At 64.4% G+C, this 14,807-nt stretch carries 11 protein-coding genes; 4 read left to right on the top strand and 7 right to left on the bottom strand.

Features of this window, described 5'->3' with window-relative positions; all coding sequences use genetic code 11:
* Nucleotides 1-3: 3 nt before the first annotated feature.
* The 4 genes from M0D69_RS16215 to M0D69_RS16200 all read right to left on the bottom strand — a co-directional run bounded on the left by M0D69_RS16215 (nt 4) and on the right by M0D69_RS16200 (nt 6,429).
* Nucleotides 4-1,872 carry an acyl-CoA dehydrogenase gene (locus tag M0D69_RS16215; protein ID WP_301782972.1) on the bottom strand — a complete coding sequence of 623 codons (1,869 nt, stop codon included), beginning with the start codon at nt 1,870-1,872 and terminating at the stop codon, nt 4-6.
* Nucleotides 1,873-1,974: 102 nt separating this feature from the next.
* Complete coding sequence (locus tag M0D69_RS16210; RefSeq protein WP_301782971.1) at nt 1,975-4,056, bottom strand: 3-hydroxyacyl-CoA dehydrogenase NAD-binding domain-containing protein; 2,082 nt, start codon at nt 4,054-4,056, stop codon at nt 1,975-1,977.
* 43 nt (nt 4,057-4,099) lie between these two features.
* Nucleotides 4,100-5,311 carry an acyl-CoA dehydrogenase family protein gene (locus M0D69_RS16205; RefSeq protein ID WP_301782970.1) on the bottom strand — a complete coding sequence of 404 codons (1,212 nt, stop codon included), beginning with the start codon at nt 5,309-5,311 and terminating at the stop codon, nt 4,100-4,102.
* Nucleotides 5,308-6,429: a phosphotransferase gene (locus tag M0D69_RS16200; RefSeq protein WP_301782969.1), complete on the bottom strand. Its 1,122-nt coding sequence runs from the start codon at nt 6,427-6,429 to the stop codon at nt 5,308-5,310. Before M0D69_RS16200 ends, M0D69_RS16205 begins: the two co-directional genes overlap by 4 nt.
* A 152-nt stretch (nt 6,430-6,581) precedes the next feature.
* Between M0D69_RS16200 and M0D69_RS16195 the strand changes: the two genes are divergently transcribed.
* The 4 genes from M0D69_RS16195 to M0D69_RS16180 all read left to right on the top strand — a co-directional run bounded on the left by M0D69_RS16195 (nt 6,582) and on the right by M0D69_RS16180 (nt 12,078).
* Nucleotides 6,582-7,505, top strand: coding sequence for a LysR family transcriptional regulator (locus M0D69_RS16195; protein WP_301782968.1), 924 nt, complete (start codon nt 6,582-6,584; stop codon nt 7,503-7,505).
* Nucleotides 7,506-7,815: 310 nt separating this feature from the next.
* On the top strand, nt 7,816-9,519 hold the full coding sequence (locus M0D69_RS16190) for a long-chain fatty acid--CoA ligase (RefSeq protein ID WP_301782967.1): 1,704 nt from the start codon (nt 7,816-7,818) through the stop codon (nt 9,517-9,519).
* 56 nt (nt 9,520-9,575) lie between these two features.
* Nucleotides 9,576-10,916: an MFS transporter gene (locus M0D69_RS16185; protein WP_301782966.1), complete on the top strand. Its 1,341-nt coding sequence runs from the start codon at nt 9,576-9,578 to the stop codon at nt 10,914-10,916.
* Nucleotides 10,917-11,010: 94 nt separating this feature from the next.
* A complete protein-coding gene (locus M0D69_RS16180; RefSeq protein WP_301783038.1) occupies nt 11,011-12,078 on the top strand; it encodes a porin in 1,068 nt (355 codons plus the stop codon).
* A 117-nt stretch (nt 12,079-12,195) separates the two neighbouring features.
* On the opposite strand, the gene M0D69_RS16175 is transcribed toward M0D69_RS16180, so the two are convergent.
* Genes M0D69_RS16175 through M0D69_RS16165 form a run of 3 tightly spaced genes read right to left on the bottom strand, consistent with a single transcriptional unit; the run spans nt 12,196 to nt 14,680 of the window.
* The gene (locus M0D69_RS16175; protein ID WP_301782965.1) at nt 12,196-13,176 is read right to left on the bottom strand and encodes an alpha/beta fold hydrolase; all 981 of its coding nucleotides are present in this window, start codon (nt 13,174-13,176) and stop codon (nt 12,196-12,198) included.
* A 41-nt stretch (nt 13,177-13,217) separates the two neighbouring features.
* Complete coding sequence (locus tag M0D69_RS16170) at nt 13,218-13,673, bottom strand: MaoC family dehydratase (RefSeq protein WP_301782964.1); 456 nt, start codon at nt 13,671-13,673, stop codon at nt 13,218-13,220.
* On the bottom strand, nt 13,670-14,680 hold the full coding sequence (locus M0D69_RS16165) for an NADPH:quinone oxidoreductase family protein (RefSeq protein ID WP_301782963.1): 1,011 nt from the start codon (nt 14,678-14,680) through the stop codon (nt 13,670-13,672). The genes M0D69_RS16170 and M0D69_RS16165 overlap by 4 nt, the downstream gene beginning before the upstream one ends.
* Between the last annotated feature and the right edge of the window lie 127 nt (nt 14,681-14,807).

The following is a 14,807-nucleotide window of genomic DNA, read 5'->3' as shown; positions in this document are numbered from 1 at the left end:
GATTCAGAACCAGTCGTCCTTCATGTCGAGCGTGGTCGTATCGAGCGAAGCTAGCAACGCGAACTGCGAGCCGGTCTTCGGGAGTTCCCAGCGGAAGAAATAGCGCGCAGCCTCCAGCTTGCCGCGATAGAAGGCGGCATCGTCGCCCTGCGCGTTCGCGAACGCACGCGCCGCGCAGACGGCCTGCTCCAGCCAGATCCATGCGACGACGACATGGCCGAACGCCTCCAGATAGACCGATGCGTTCGCGAGCGTCACGCGCGGATCTCCGGCGGCCCACAACGCACGCGTGACTTGGCCGAGCTGCTGGACGGCGTCGCCGAGCGCACGCGCGTAGCCCGCCAGTTCGATGTCGCCAGCTGTGCGTGCACGGTCGATGCAGGCCTGCACGCGCTCGGCCAGGGCCGTCAATGCAGCGCCGTCCTGCACCACGACCTTGCGCCCGAGCAGGTCCAGCGCCTGGATGCCGTGCGTGCCCTCGTGGATCGGGTTCAAACGGTTGTCGCGATAGAACTGCTCGACGTTGTATTCACGCGTATAGCCGTAACCACCATGAACCTGGATCGCGAGGCTGTTGGCCTCGACGCACCACTGCGACGGCCAGCTCTTCGCGATCGGCGTGAGGATGTCGAGCAGTAGCCCGAGCTTGCGCCGCGCGGCCGCGTCGGCTGCATCCCGCGCCTCGTCGATCAGCCGCGCGCAGTACAGATTCAGGCCGAGCGCGCCTTCCACATACGCTTTCTGCGCGAGCAGCATGCGGCGCACGTCGGCATGCTCGACGAGCGGAATCTGCGGCGACGCGGCGTCCTTGCCAGACGACAGGACAGGCCGGCCCTGCACGCGAGTGCGGGCGTAATCGAGCGCATGCAGGTAGCCAGTGTAGCCGAGCATCGTGGCGCCTATGCCGACGCCGATGCGCGCCTCGTTCATCATGTGGAACATGTACGCGAGGCCGTGGTGCTCCTCGCCGACGAGGTAACCGATCGCGCCCGCACGCGGCTCCCCGTCCGGCCCCTTCGGCCGGAACCGCGTGCCTTCGCCGAAGTTCAGGAGACAGTTCGTCGTCCCGCGATAGCCCATCTTGTGGTTCAGGCCGGCCAGCACGACGTCGTTGCGCTCACCTAAGGTGCCATCGGGACGGACAAGGAACTTCGGCACGATGAAGAGCGAAATCCCTTTTACGCCCAGAATCGGTTTGCCGTGCGGCCCCGGTGTCTTTGCAAGCACCAGATGGACGATGTTGTCCGACAGTTCATGCTCGCCGGCGGAAATCCACATCTTGTTGCCGCTCAAGCGGTACTGACGCCCCCACGGCGACGTCCCTTCGAGGTCCGCGCGCGTGGTGATGTCCGACAGCGACGACCCCGCCTGCGGCTCCGAGAGGCACATCGTGCCGAAGAAACGTCCTTCGATCTGCGGTTGCGCAAACGTGTCGATCTGCGCAGGCGTGCCGTGCGCGATCAGCAGATTGGCGTTGCCCATAGTCAGGAACGGATACGAGCTGGTACCCGCATTGGCCGCAACGAAATAACCGAACGCAGCCTTCTCGATGACAGCTGGCAACTGCATGCCGCCGCGCTCGAAATCCTGTCCCGCGGCCATCAGCCCCGCGTCCCGGAAGACTTTCAGCGCCGCCTTCACTTCGGGAATGATGTGGACCGTGGTGCCGTTGAAATGCGGCTCCTGCTGATCGTTCTTCTTGTTGTGCGGCGCGAAGCGTTCGGTCGCGATGCGCTCGCTGGTATCGAGCACGGCGTCGAACGTCTCGCGGGAATGGTCCGCAAACCGTGGAATCCGCGTGAGCGACTCGACGTCGAGCCATTCGTAGAGGAGGAAGTTCAGGTCGCGGCGCGACACCAGTAGCGAGCTCATCACAGCACCTCGAAGGGGCCGGCCGCGCCCTTCCATCTCTTCGCAAGCCCCGCGCGAGCGGTGGAAACAATCACTGCATCAGTCATATTGGCTTCTCCCGCTTCAGTCGTTGAAACCTTTGCCTTGCGCCGCGAGACGCTCGAGCAACGGCGCCGGCAGCCACGCTTGGCCGAGGTAGCCCGTGCTGTAGCGGCGCACCGCCTGCAGCACGTTGTAGAGGCCCACAGTGTCTGCATAGAGCATCGGTCCGCCGACGAAGAGCGGGAAGCCGTAGCCAGTCAGATAGACCATGTCGATGTCCGATGCCTTCGACGCAATCCCCGCTTCCAGAATCTTCGCACCTTCGTTGACGAGCGCATATACGAGGCGCTCGACGATCTCTTCGTCGGAAATCTTGCGCCTCGTGAGGCCGAGATCGCGCGAGTGCCGCTCGATCATCTCGTTCACGTCCTGCGACGGATGCGCTTTGCGGTCGCCCGCCTTGTAGTCATACCAGCCCGCGCCGGTCTTCTGGCCGAAGCGGCCCATTTCGCAGAGCAGATCACCGGTTTTCGAGTACTGCATGTCCGGCCGCTCGATCGCGCGGCGCTTGCGGATCGCCCAGCCGATATCGTTGCCTGCAAGGTCGCCCATGCGGAACGGCCCCATGGCGAAACCGAACTTCTCGATGGCCTTGTCGATCTGCTCGGGCAGCGCACCCTCGTCGAGCAGGAAGCCGGCCTGACGGCCGTATTGTTCGATCATGCGGTTGCCGATGAAGCCGTCGCAGACGCCCGACACGACCGCGGTCTTCCTGATCCGCTTCGCGATCTGCATCACGGTGGCAAGCACGTCGCTCGACGTCTTCGCGCCGCGCACGACTTCCAGCAGCTTCATCACGTTGGCGGGGCTGAAGAAGTGCATGCCGACCACGTCCTGCGGCCGCTTCGTGAAACTGGCGATTCTGTCGACATCGAGCGTCGAGGTATTCGACGCGAGAATGGCCCCGGGCTTCGCGACTTCATCGAGGCGCTTGAACACGCTTTCCTTGACGCCCATTTCCTCGAACACCGCCTCGACGACCAGATCAACGTCGCGGAGGTCGTCATAGGACAGCGACGGCGTGAGGAGCCCCATGCGTTGTTCGACCTGCTCCTGCGTGAGCTTGCCCTTCTTCGCGCTGTTCTCGTAATTCTTGCGGATCGTCGCGACGCCGCGCTCGAGCGCGGCTTGCGCGGTCTCCAGGATCGTGACCGGAATGCCCGCGTTCAGGAAGTTCATCGCGATGCCGCCGCCCATCGTGCCCGCGCCGATCACCGCGACGCGCTCCACTTGGCGCAGGGGAGTGTCCTCGGGAACATCGGGAATCTTGCCGGCGGCCCGTTCGCCGAAGAACGCATGACGCAGTGCGCGCGATTGCGGCGTATCCATCAGTTCGATGAAAAGCGAGCGCTCGAACTGGATGCCGTCGTCGAAGCGCTTTTGGACAGCGGCCTGCACGGCGTCCACGCACCTCCCCGGCGCGGGAAAATGCTTCGCGGCGGCTACGATCGTATTGCGCGCGTGCTGCAGGAAACCTTCCGGGTTCTCGTGCGCGACCTTCCGCTCGCGCAGCTTCGGCAGCTTGCCGCTGTCCGCCGCGCGTTGCGCGAACGCGATCGCGCCGGCCAGCAGGTCGTCATCGATCACCTGGTCGAACAGGCCGCTGCCGGCAAGCTTGTCCGACGGCACGGTGTCGCCGGACACGATCATGTTCAGCGCCGGCTCCAGGCCGACCGCACGCGGCAGACGCTGCGTGCCGCCCGCGCCCGGCAAGAGCCCCAGCTTCACCTCCGGCAACGCGATCAGCGTACCCGGCGCGGTTACGCGATAGTGGCAACCCATTGCCAATTCCAGCCCGCCGCCCATCGCCACCGAATGAAGCGCGGCGACGACCGGCTTCGCGCTCGATTCGACGGCCTCGATGACGGTGTGCAGCGATGGCTCCTGTGCCGCCTTCGGCGTGTTGAACTCGCGGATATCTGCGCCGCCCGAGAACGCCTTTCCGGCGCCTGTGATGACGATTGCACGCACGCTGTCATCGTCCGCGGCGCGCGCGACGCCTTCGACGATGCCGAGGCGCGTCGCGTGTCCGAGGCTGTTGACGGGGGGATTGTCGAGCGTGATCAGCGCGACGCCATCCTGCACCTTGTACTCCACTGTCATGTCGTTTCCTGTATAGATAACCGTACAGGCATCGTTGCGCCGCTCACGACGCGTTGTGATAACGGGCCAGCTCCATCCGCGCGATCTGGTTGCGATGAACCTCGTCGGGGCCATCCGCGATACGCAGCGAACGCGCGGCCGCATACGCGTGGGCCAAGAAGCGGTCCTGCATGCCGTACCCGCCGCATGCCTGGATCGCCGAGTCGATTACGTTGCACGCCATGTTCGGCGCCGCGACCTTGATCATCGCAATCTCGCGCGCGGCCACCTTGTTGCCGACGGTATCCATCTTGTGCGCCGCGTCCAGCACGAGGAAACGCGTCTCGTCGATAGCGATGCGCGCATCGGCAATGCGCTGCTGCGTGACCGACTGCTCCGCGATCGCGCGCCCGAACGCCGTGCGCGACAGGCTGCGCTTGCACATCACTTCCAGTGCACGCTCGGCGAGACCGACGAGACGCATGCAGTGATGAATGCGCCCCGGCCCGAGACGTCCCTGCGCAATCTCGAAACCGCGTCCCTCGCCGAGCAGCATGCCGGTTACCGGCACGCGCACGTTCTCGAACAGGATTTCCGCATGGCCGTGCGGCGCGTCGTCGAAGCCGAGGACCGGCAGATGACGCAGGATCGTGATGCCAGGCGTGTCGCGCGGCACGAGGATCATCGACTGCTGGCGATGGCGATCTGCCGAATCCGGGTCGGTCTTGCCCATGAACACGAACACCTTGCAGCGCGGATCGTTCGCCCCGGACGTCCACCATTTCCTACCGTTGATCACGTACTCGTTGCCGTCGCGCACGATCGAGCTCTCGATGTTCGTCGCGTCCGACGACGCCACGAGCGGCTCTGTCATCGCGAACGCCGAACGGATCTCGCCGCGCAGCAGCGGCTCGAGCCATTCCTTTCTCTGCTCCGGCGTGCCGTAGCGGACCAGCACTTCCATGTTGCCCGTATCGGGCGCGGAGCAGTTGAACACCTCCGGCGCCCACAGCGAACGCCCCATGAATTCGCACAGCGGTGCGTATTCGCTGTTCGTCAGCCCGGGACCATAACCGGAGCCGGGCAGAAACAGGTTCCATAAGCCCTCCGCCTTGGCGCGCGCCTTCAACTCCTCGATCAGCGGCACCGGCTGCCAGCGATCGCCTTCGCCGACCTCTCGGTGATACCGCTCCTCGTTCGGGTACACGTATGTCTCCATGAACGCAGAGACACGATGCTGAAGCTCGATGACCTTGTCCGAATGCTCAAAATTCATTTGTGTTGCTCCTTGTGAGTGCATGCAGCGATCAAGCGCGACGTCTTAACGTTCATTGCGCGCTCGGCGCAGGTCCAGCCGAGATCGGCCAACACCGCGGCGCGCTGACCGAATTCGAGTGCGTGCTCATTGCTCGCGTTGCCGTCGAGCGCACGTTTGGTGATCCCCTGCAGGATCGCCGCGCCGCGAAAGAAGTTGTACGCGAGATAGAAGTTCCATTCGCGCGCGTCGACCTTCTCGACGCCGGTACGGCGACAGTATTCGCTCACGAACGCGGATTCCTGCGGAATGCCGAGCGAGGCGATCTCCGCCGCGCTTAACCCGCCAAGCCCGCGCCCTCCATCGGACGGCATATGCCATGCGAGGCACAGATACGCGAAATCGGCGAACGGGTCGCCGAGCGTAGACAGCTCCCAGTCCAGCACCGCGATGATTCGCGGTTCGTCCGGCGCGAACATCATGTTGTGCAGGCTAAAATCGCCGTGCACCAGCGCAGTCGTCTCGCGCGTAGGCATGTGCTCGGGCAGCCACGCGATCAGCCGCTCGACCGATTCGATCCGATGTGTCTGCGACGCGCAATATTGCTTGGTCCAGCGCGACACCTGGCGCTCGAAGTAGCTACCAGTCCGGCCGTAATCTCGCAACCCGAGCGCGTCAATGTCGAGCGTATGCAACGCCGCCATCACGCGATTCATCTCGTCGAAGACCGCGCGGCGCTCATCTGGCGTCATGCCGGGCAGACGCGCGTCCCACAGCACACGCCCGTTCACGTAGCTCATCACATAGAACTCGGAGCCGATCACCGACGCATCGTCGCAATAGCAGTACGGGTCAGCGACCGGCACCCCGGTTCCACGCAGCGCGGTGAGCAGACGGTATTCGCGATCGATCGCATGCGCGGACGGCAGCAGCGTTCCCGGTGGCTTGCGGCGCAGCACATACTTTGCCGCCGGCGTGGTCAGCAGATAGGTTGGATTCGACTGGCCGCCCGAGAATTGCGCGACCTCCGGCGGTCCGCGAAAACCGTGGATGCGCGCGCATAGCCACGTCTCGAGCCGCGAGACATCGAAGCGATGCGCGGACCTGATGGCGGTCGTGGTGGAAAGGATCTCGCTCATGCGGTTGTCGGCGGGAACAGGCGTCGGTGATGTCGATGTAATCGAACTCGTCCAGCCTCGCATCTATCCCATGCATTTGTCTCCTTCCGCCAGACTACGCACCCATGCATAATGAGACAAATGAATAGTTCGAATAGCGACCAACTCATTTCATGCATATATCCAGAGTTGACCTCAACCTCTTCGTCGCGCTCGAGTGCATCTATACGCAAGGCGGCATCACGCGCGCGGCCGAACAGCTGAACCTGAGCCAGTCGGCGCTCAGCCATGCGCTGAACCGCCTGCGTGAGCTGCTCGGCGACCCGCTATTCGAACGGCAGGGACACGTGATGGTGCCCACGCCGTTCACCCGGTCGATCATCGGCCGGGTGCGCGAAGCGCTTCGCTCGTTCGAGCTGACGCTGCACGAGACGAACCAGTTCGACGTTGAATCGACGACCAAGCGTTTCTCGCTCGGCGTGCGCGACGTGCTCGAATCGGTCGTGCTGCCGCCGCTGATGAAGCACGTGGTCGAGCACGCACCGGCGATCGACATCGCGTCCGTGCACCACGACCGGCGCACACTCGAGTCGGACCTGCAATCGGGCGCGCTCGACGCCGCGATCGACGTCGTGCTGTCCATTCCGCAGACCGTGCGCAGCGAGCGCCTCGCATCGGACGAACTTGTCGTGCTGAGCCGCTGCGGCCATCCGCGCGTGGGTCGGCGGCTCTCCGTGCAAAGCTACGTTGCGGAGCAGCACGTGCTCGTCACGAGCCGGCGCCGCGGGCTGGGGCTCGAGGACATGGAGCTCGTGAAACTCGGCCTGCAGCGGCGTGTGCGGCTGCGGTGCATTCACTATTTCGCGGCCTGCCGGGTGGTGAGCCAGACCGACCTGCTGCTCACGATGCCCGGCCGCTATGCACGGCTCCTCAACGCGCTCTTCGACAACCAGATGCATCCGTGCCCGCTCGACACGGCGTCGGCGGATGCATACCTCTACTGGCATGCGAACTCCGACGCCGACCCGGCCAACCGGTGGTTCCGGCAACAACTGATGGACGCCTTCGCCGCCCCGGCAAGCATGCCGGCGGTCTGATCTGCGCCAACTACATTGCCACGAGGGCCGATGCGCCCCAACGTCCATGGTGATTTCCCTTAGCCTGGCTCGCCGCTAGCGCGGCAAAGCCCGTGCTGCTTGCCTTGCCAGCATCGCCCGTCCGGCTTCGTCCAGAACGAACCGGCAAACCGGACCAATCGAACCTTCCGTTGACAAAGCACGCTCAGTACGCTGCGTCACGTGTCCAGTCGCCTACGACCCGCGCCGATCGCATGACGGCGGCAATCTGACGTCCAGAGCGGAACGTGGTTCAGCGGACACCCAAACCAGAGGAACCGAGCGAGACCCCATGGAAGACCTGTGCTGGATCAAGTCCTACCCGAGCGGCGTGCACTGGAACATCGAGATCGCGCCGGTGCCCGTGCAGCAGCTGCTCGACGACAGCGCTGCCCGTTGGCCCGACAAGCCGGCACTGCAGTTCGAGGGCAGGCGCCTGAGTTTTGCCGAGCTGCTCACGCTTTCCAGCCGCGCGGCAAAGGGTCTGCAACGCCTCGGCGTGGGACCCGGCGTGCACGTCGGCCTGCACCTGCCGAACACGCCGCACTACGTAATTGCTTTCTTCGGCATCCTGAAGGCTGGCGGCACCGTGGTCAATTATTCGCCGCTCGATGCCGCGAAAGTGCTCGAGCACAAGATTCACGACAGCCGCACCGACGTCCTGTTCACGCTCGACGCGGCGTCGCTCTATCCGCAGATGGCACCGATGCTCGAGACGACCCGGCTGAAACGGTTGATCGTCGGCACGATGGCGGAAATGGCCGAAGCCAGCGGCGAAGCGGCAGAACGTATCGCCGCACATGGCTCTCTTGCCGATGTACGGTGGGACGATCGGCACCTGAGCTTCGCGCAACTGCTCGACAACGATGGCAGCTTCGTCCCGCACGCGATCGCAGACCCGCTTCACGCGCTCGCCGTCCTGCAGTACACCGGCGGCACAACCGGCCTGCCGAAAGGCGCGATGCTGTCGCACGCCAATCTCGTCGCGGCAGTTACCCAGCTTCGCGAAACCATGCAGGGCGAGCCGCCGGTCCTGGCGGATGGCGAGGAACGCATCCTCGCCGTATTGCCGCCGTTCCATATCTACGCGCTGACCGTCAACATGCTGTTCGGCATTCTCAACGCGGCCGAGATCATCCAGCACCCGCGCTTCGACGCGGCCGCCGTGCTCGCCGATATCGAACGGCACAAGGTCAGTTGCTTCCCGGGCGTGCCGACCATGTTCACCGCCCTGCTCAACCACCCCGACATCGGACGGCGCGACCTCACCTCGCTCAAGTTCTGCAACTCCGGCGGCGCACCGCTGCCGCAGGAAATCGCGCAACGCTTGTCGGCAATCACAGGCTGCGCGCTGATCGAAGGCTGGGGCATGACCGAAACCACGGCGACCGGCACCTACACACCCGTGCGGGGCGTCCACAAGGCAGGCTCGTGCGGCCTGCCCCTGCCCGGCATTACGATCCGCATGCTCGACCTCAGCACGCCGGCGCGCTACGTGCCGCGCGGCCACACCGGCGAGATCTGCATCAAGGGCCTCAACGTGACGAGCGGCTACTGGAGCAACCGCGAAGCCACCGCCGACATGACGACATCCGACGGCTTCATGCGCACCGGCGACGTCGGCTACATGGATGAAGACGGCTACGTCTTTATCGTCGACCGCACCAAGGACATGCTGCTGTGCAGCGGCTACAACGTCTACCCGCGCTTGCTGGAAGAGGCGATCTACCAGCATCCGGACGTCTATGAGGCGGCGGTGATCGGCATCCCCGATGCATACCGCGGCCAGTCGCCCAAGGCATTCGTCGTGCTCAAGCCCGACGCGCAAGTGCTCACGCTCGCCGAGCTCCAGGCGTTCCTGAAGGACAAGCTCGGCAAGCACGAGATGGTGCAGGCGCTGGAAATCCGCGAGGCGCTGCCCAAAACGCCCGTCGGCAAGATCTCCAAGAAGGAACTGCGCGACGAGGAAAAGACTGCACAGGTCTCGCAGACCTGACGAATCGCACGGGCCGATTCCGGCAAGACAGCCCGAAACATATAAGGAGACAAAACATGAACCCCAATGCGGCCAAGCGAACTCCGCCATCGCTTTCGTCCACCCGTACGCCCGTCGATGCCGTGTTCTCGAAGATCAACCGGCGCATTCTTCCGGTGCTGCTGCTCGCGTACATGATCGCGTACCTCGACCGCATCAACATCGGCTACGCGCAATTGCAGATGAAGCACACCTTGCCGTGGGGCGAAGCGGTCTATGGCCTCGGCGCCGGCATCTTCTTCATCGGCTACTTCCTGTTCGAGGTGCCGAGCAACCTGCTGCTCGAAAAGTTCGGCGCGCGTCGCACGCTGCTGCGCATCATGGTCCTGTGGGGCATCGTCGCAACCGCGATCCTCTTTGTCAGGACACCGGCAGAGTTCTACCTCGCACGCTTTCTGCTCGGCACGTTCGAGGCAGGCTTCTTCCCTGGCGTGATCCTGTACTTCACCTACTGGTATCCGCCGGCACGCCGCGGCCAGGCGATCGCGATCTTCATGTCCGCGACGACGATCGTCGGCGTCATTGCCGGTCCGCTGTGCGGTGCGATCCTCAAGTATCTCGACGGCGTCAACGGCTGGCACGGCTGGCAGTGGCTGTACCTGCTCGAAGGACTGCCCGCACTGCCAGCCGGCCTGCTGCTCTATCTGCTGCTCGACGACAAGGCCGCCGACGCGGCATGGCTGTCGCCGGCCGAGAAAGCACTGCTGCGCGATAGCCTCGCGCAGGGCATCGCGCAAACCGCCGGCGGCCAGGCATCGACACGCACCCAACTGCTGCGCGACCCGCGCATCTGGCTGCTCTCGTTCGTGTACTTCCTGCTGCTCGGCGCAACCTACATGATCGTGTTCTGGATGCCGACGCTGATTCAGAGCTGGGGACTCAAGGACGTGCTGGTCGTGAGCCTGCTCACGACCATTCCCAACGCATGCGGGATAGTCGGCATGATCGTGCTCGGGCGCCGGTCGGACCGGCGGCGCGAACGGCAGCGGCACTTCGCGGCGAGCGTCATGATCGCGGCGGCCGGCCTCTGGGTGACGACGCTGCTGCACGGCAACCTGCCCGGCTCCCTCGCCGCGTTGTCGTTCGGTGCGATCGGCATCGCAGCCGCAACGCCGCTCTTCTTCGCGCTCGTCAGCGAATCCCTGCCGGCCAGCAAGGCCGCCGCCGGCATCGCGCTGATCAGCAGCCTCGGCAACCTCGGGCCGGCCATAAGCCCGAGCCTCAACGGACTGATCGTCCAGCACACCGGCAACGCCGTCTACAGCATGTACCTCGTGGTCGTGATGTATATCGCGGCGGGCCTCGTCCTCCTGATCACGAAACGTACCGCCCAGCCGTACCCGCAGCACGCCGGGTGAAGTCCCGCGCCTTTTATTCCCTTTTATTCCATAACGACATTCGAGACTATCGAAACAGGAGACCTGACAGATGTTCACATTTCGACCTGCACGCATGGGCGCCACACTCGGCATGATCGGTATCTGCATGCTTAGCATCGCACCGTACGCGCGTGCTCAGAGTAGCGTCACGTTGTACGGGATCGTGGACGGCTCGCTGCTCTACACGAGCAAGACCATTGACTCCACCACTGGCGGCAATGCCGGCCGGCAACTCTCGTTCTCGTCGGGAGGGGTATCGTCGTCACGCTTCGGCCTGAAAGGCAGCGAGGACCTCGGCGGCGGCCTGCATGCGATCTTCACTCTCGAAAGCGGTATCAACCTGGGCACCGGCGCGATCGGCGACTCGAACGGCAATGTGTTCGGACGCCAGGCGTGGGTGGGACTGGACGGTGGGTTCGGCACGCTCAAGGCCGGCCTGCAATACTCGCCGTTCTTCATCGCGACGTATGGCTCCGATTCGCGCGGCATTTCACAGTTCGGCAGCGGCCTGATCACCTATCTCGACTCCGTACTGGTGACCGGGCTGTTCAACCCGAATGCCGTGTCATACACCACGCCGGATATCTACGGCCTGCAAGGCAGCGTGATGGCGGCGCTCGGCGGTTCGGCCGGAACGTATCAGGCCGGCCGGCAATACTCGGCGGCCGCCACGTATCACAACGGTCCTCTGGCGCTCGATATGGCGTACTACAGCGGCAACGCGGGCGGCAGCGCCGCGTCGATTCCGGTCGCGAGCACGCTGGCTTTCGAAGGCCGCACGGTCGGCGGCAGCTATACGTTCGGGAACCTGACCGTGAAAGCGTCGTTCGCGCTCTACAAGGTGGCAGGGTCCTTCGACAGCCGCGTTTATTCCGGCGGAGTGGCCTATACCGTTACGCCGGCCCTCAACCTCAATGCCGGCGTCTGGGTCACGCGCGACGGCAACAACACCAACAATCACTCGATCCTCGCCGCGACAGGCGCGCAATACAGCTTATCGAAGGCGACGATGGTGTATGCGCAGGCCGGCTTCGTGAACAACCACGGCAGCATGGACACGGGCCTGGCGGTCAACGGCGCGTTATACGGCACGCAAGGCACGACGGTCGGCGTGGAGGCCGGCATTCGCCATATGTTCTGACGGAGCACGCAACACGACACGGACTTCACGCGAACGCGAGGCCCGTGGAGCGCGGTCTTACCCGGTCTTACCGGCCCGCATCGGCCTGCCTATGCGCTTATTTGAAACGCGGCGGCTTCATCGATTGTTCGACTGTTCGGCGAGGAACTTCAGGATCACCTCATTCACCTCGTCCGGACGCTCTTGTTGCACCCAATGACCGGCTTTGGGAACCAAGTGCTTCTTCCAGAGATTGGGGACATTGACTTCGAGGTCGTCGAAATCCTTGCCCACTATTTTCAGCACCCCATCGAACTCCCCGGCTACGAAGAGCGTCGGCTGCATAATCCGGGCACCGTCGAGGAAGCCGGTCATCGACCAGTTCCGGTCAATGTTCCGATACCAGTTGATGGGCCCGCAAAATCCGCTCCGCTCGAATTGACCGGCGAGATATTGCAGGTCCGCATCGGTCAGCCACGAAGGGAGTTCGTCAGGTAGCGCCAGGTTGTCGATGAAGCGCGTGGCCTTGTCGAAGATCACGAAATTGGCTGACCGCCCCGTCATGGCCGCGTCGCCCGACGCCGTGTACAGGATGCCGAGCAGCGCGCGGCGGACGTCCTCCTCCAGTTCCCGCTCAACCCGCCCCGGCTGCTGGAAATACTCCTGATAGAAATGGCGCTCCTGCGTGGCCAGCGCAAAGCGCGCCGACGGACGCGTCGGCCGCCTCGGCGCATAAGGAACGCTCAGCAGCCCGAGGGTAGGAAACAGGTCCGGACGCAGCAGCGCCGCGTAGGCGGCGACGGCGGCTCCCCAATCGTGTCCGATCAGGATCGCCTGCTCTTCGCCGAGCGCCTTGACGAGGCCGACCAGGTCGCCGACCAGATTCAGGACGTCATAGGACTCGACGGCTTCCGGTGCGTCGGTGAGCCCATAGCCGCGCTGGTCGGGCGCCACCACGCGATAGCCCCCTGCCGCCAGCGAGTCGATCTGCGAGCGCCAGACGTACCAGGACTCCGGCCATCCGTGGCAGAGCAGCACGAGCGGACCATCGCCTTTTTCGACGTAGTGCATCCGGATGCCGTTGACGTGCGCGAATTTGTGCTGCATGCCGACGATCATGGAATTGACCTCATATTGAGCGATTGGAATGGAGGCGATTATCAGCGAAAGCAGCGCGACAGCGCTTCGGCCACGCACACCGGCTTGCCCGCACCTTCGCGCTCGATCGTTGTCTCGACTTTCAGCTGCGCGCCGCCTTCAATTGCGTCGCAGGCGAGCAACCTGAAATGGCCGCGCAGGCGACTGTTCACCGGCACCGGCGCGAGAAACCGCAAGCGGTCGAGACCATAGTTCACCGACATGCGCACGCCGTCGATCGAGAACGCCGAGGTCATCAGAACGGGCAGCAGCGACAGCGTCAGGAACCCGTGCGCGATCGTGGTCCCGAATGGGCCGCCGACCGCACGCTGGGCGTCGACATGAATCCACTGGTCGTCACCGGTGGCGTGAGCGAAGCTATCGATGCGCGACTGGTCGACCTGCACCCAGTCGCTGGTGCCGAGTGTTTGGCCGACCAGTTGCGGCATCGCGGCGAGCGGATACACGGCGGCGCTCATTGCTTCGCGTCCTCAGCCTCACCGTTACCGTCACCCGGCAGCACGACCAGCTTGCCCATCGCCTGCCGGTTCGCTAGCCGCACCATCGCCGCCGCTGCGCCTTCGAGCTGAACACGTTCCGTCACGGCGGGCCGCAAGCGGCCAGCCTTGACCCAATTGGTCAACTGACGCAGATTTGCGGCGTGCTGCAGCGGCTCGCGCCGCATGGCCTCGCCCCAGAACACGCCGAGGATGATTCGTTCCTTGAGCAAGGTGAGATTCAGCGGCAGTTTCGGAATGTCGCCTGCCGCAAATCCCACCACCAGGTAGCGGCCCCGCCATGCCGTCGCCCGCAGCGCCGGTTCCGTATACGGGCCACCGACCGGGTCGTAGACCACGTCGACGCCGCGGCCGTCAGTCAGCGCGTCGATGGCGCGGCGCCAGTCTAGTTGCGTGTAGTCGACGGTTTCGTCGGCGCCCGCTTCCCGCGCCAACTGGAGCTTGTCCGCGTTCGACGCGGCGGCGATCACGCGCGCGCCCAGCGCCTTCGCGATCTCGATCGCCGCGATGCCGACACCGCCGGCCGCGCCCAGCACAAGCACCGTCTCGCCTGCCTGCAGCCGGGCGACCGTCTGCAACGCATGCAGCGACGTGCCATAAGCAAGCACGAACGATGCGCCGACGTCGAAGCCCAGCGATGCCAGCCAAGGCGCGGCATTCACCGCATCGACCACGCATTGCTCGGCGAACGCGCCGGTACCGGTCAAGGCGACCACGCGGTCTCCGGCACGAAAGCCCGTGACGCCCTCGCCGACCGCGCGGACCGTGCCGGCCAGCTCCGCGCCCGGCACGAACGGCAGTGGCGGCTTCACCTGGTACAGCCCCTGGACCGTCAGGACATCGGGGAAATTGATCGATGCAGCCATCACGTCTATCGACAGTTGGCCTCGCCCCGCAGCGGGCGCATCGATTTCTTCGACCTGCAGGTTCTCGATCGGCCCGTAGGCGTGGCAAACAAGTGCTTTCATCGGCTCTCCATACACAGTCGCAAACGCACCAGCGTACTGGCCGAGCCTGTGCAACGGGAGGTGCGGCGAAGCCGCTTTGCCGGTTAGTTTAGGACAACGCACGCCGCCCGGCGACGGCACCGGCCGC

It is taken from the genome of Caballeronia sp. SEWSISQ10-4 2 (assembly GCF_030464885.1).
In the GTDB taxonomy this organism is placed as follows: Bacteria; Pseudomonadota; Gammaproteobacteria; order Burkholderiales; family Burkholderiaceae; genus Caballeronia.
The sequence above is the reverse complement of the archived record's forward strand: the minus strand, read 5'-3'. Positions and strand labels throughout refer to the sequence as shown.

What these genes read in the sequence shown, in the direction of transcription:
- M0D69_RS16205 (WP_301782970.1), bottom strand. Translation starts at nt 5,311, where the DNA reads ATGAATTTTGAGCATTCGGACAAGGTCATCGAGCTTCAGCATCGTGTC.
- M0D69_RS16175 (WP_301782965.1), bottom strand. Translation starts at nt 13,176, where the DNA reads ATGATCGTCGGCATGCAGCACAAATTCGCGCACGTCAACGGCATCCGG.
- M0D69_RS16165 (WP_301782963.1), bottom strand. Translation starts at nt 14,680, where the DNA reads ATGAAAGCACTTGTTTGCCACGCCTACGGGCCGATCGAGAACCTGCAG.
- M0D69_RS16215 (WP_301782972.1), bottom strand. Translation starts at nt 1,872, where the DNA reads ATGAGCTCGCTACTGGTGTCGCGCCGCGACCTGAACTTCCTCCTCTAC.
- M0D69_RS16200 (WP_301782969.1), bottom strand. Translation starts at nt 6,429, where the DNA reads ATGAGCGAGATCCTTTCCACCACGACCGCCATCAGGTCCGCGCATCGC.
- M0D69_RS16210 (WP_301782971.1), bottom strand. Translation starts at nt 4,056, where the DNA reads ATGACAGTGGAGTACAAGGTGCAGGATGGCGTCGCGCTGATCACGCTC.
- M0D69_RS16170 (WP_301782964.1), bottom strand. Translation starts at nt 13,673, where the DNA reads ATGAGCGCCGCCGTGTATCCGCTCGCCGCGATGCCGCAACTGGTCGGC.
- M0D69_RS16195 (WP_301782968.1), top strand. Translation starts at nt 6,582, where the DNA reads ATGCATATATCCAGAGTTGACCTCAACCTCTTCGTCGCGCTCGAGTGC.
- M0D69_RS16190 (WP_301782967.1), top strand. Translation starts at nt 7,816, where the DNA reads ATGGAAGACCTGTGCTGGATCAAGTCCTACCCGAGCGGCGTGCACTGG.
- M0D69_RS16180 (WP_301783038.1), top strand. Translation starts at nt 11,011, where the DNA reads ATGGGCGCCACACTCGGCATGATCGGTATCTGCATGCTTAGCATCGCA.
- M0D69_RS16185 (WP_301782966.1), top strand. Translation starts at nt 9,576, where the DNA reads ATGAACCCCAATGCGGCCAAGCGAACTCCGCCATCGCTTTCGTCCACC.